At 40.6% G+C, this 727-nt stretch carries 2 protein-coding genes; both read left to right on the plus strand.

Annotated elements, in window-relative coordinates; all coding sequences use genetic code 11:
- A partial coding sequence (locus tag H8706_RS12195) for a hypothetical protein (RefSeq protein ID WP_262432852.1) occupies window positions 1-232 on the plus strand: 232 nt, incomplete at its 5' end.
- 61 nt (window positions 233-293) lie between these two features.
- The gene (locus H8706_RS12200; protein WP_262432853.1) at window positions 294-686 is read left to right on the plus strand and encodes a hypothetical protein; all 393 of its coding nucleotides are present in this window, start codon (window positions 294-296) and stop codon (window positions 684-686) included.
- The last annotated feature ends 41 nt before the right edge of the window (window positions 687-727 follow it).

Below are 727 nucleotides of genomic sequence, written 5' to 3' on the forward strand. Positions count from 1 at the left end.
CACTGATGGGCAAAAAGTTTGGGACAAGCCGGAGGTTATGGAGGCTATTGACGACTTTATGCTCCGAACCGGTAAGATTCCGAAACAGACAGAATTTAAGAATGAAAACGGTCTTCCGTCATACGGAGCAGCAGGACGGGCGCTTGAAATGTCTCCTGCGGAATATATGCGGGAGCGATACGATGCGCTTGGAATTGAAACAAAACAGGAAAAAATTGAAATGACCATGTAGGCGGTATGTTCTGAAAAAGAATGTACCGTCTTTTTTGTGGTCAAAAACAGGAGGAAAAGTTATGGTAAGCAATGAAGGAAAAGAAATATTAAGGGGTATCGGTCTTTTGGCGGAGCATATAATTTGCACGGCTGACTCTTACGGTGAGGTTGCCGATAAAAGGAAAGTTGTAATTGATATATCGGAAACTGCGGCAAGAGTGAAAAAAGAAGTTAAGCACATTAGTATCAAAGATTTGAAAACGCTGAATGACAAATACGGCATAGCGATTTTCGAGTATGTTGATATGCTTGATGCGGCAACCCGAAAGGAACCGTACAATAACAATGAAGTGAGGTTCAAAGCCGACGCTGTTGTCAGTATAGTTCTTGACATCATTCACCGTGAGATCAGGAGCAATGAAATTTACAGGAAAATATCCGAGGGAGTGATAAATGAAAATGTTCAGGTTTAATTTTTATCATACGAGGAAAGAAAACTTTTTCAACAATAACA

This window comes from Qingrenia yutianensis (assembly GCF_014385105.1).
GTDB lineage: Bacteria > Bacillota > Clostridia > UMGS1810 > UMGS1810 > Qingrenia > Qingrenia yutianensis.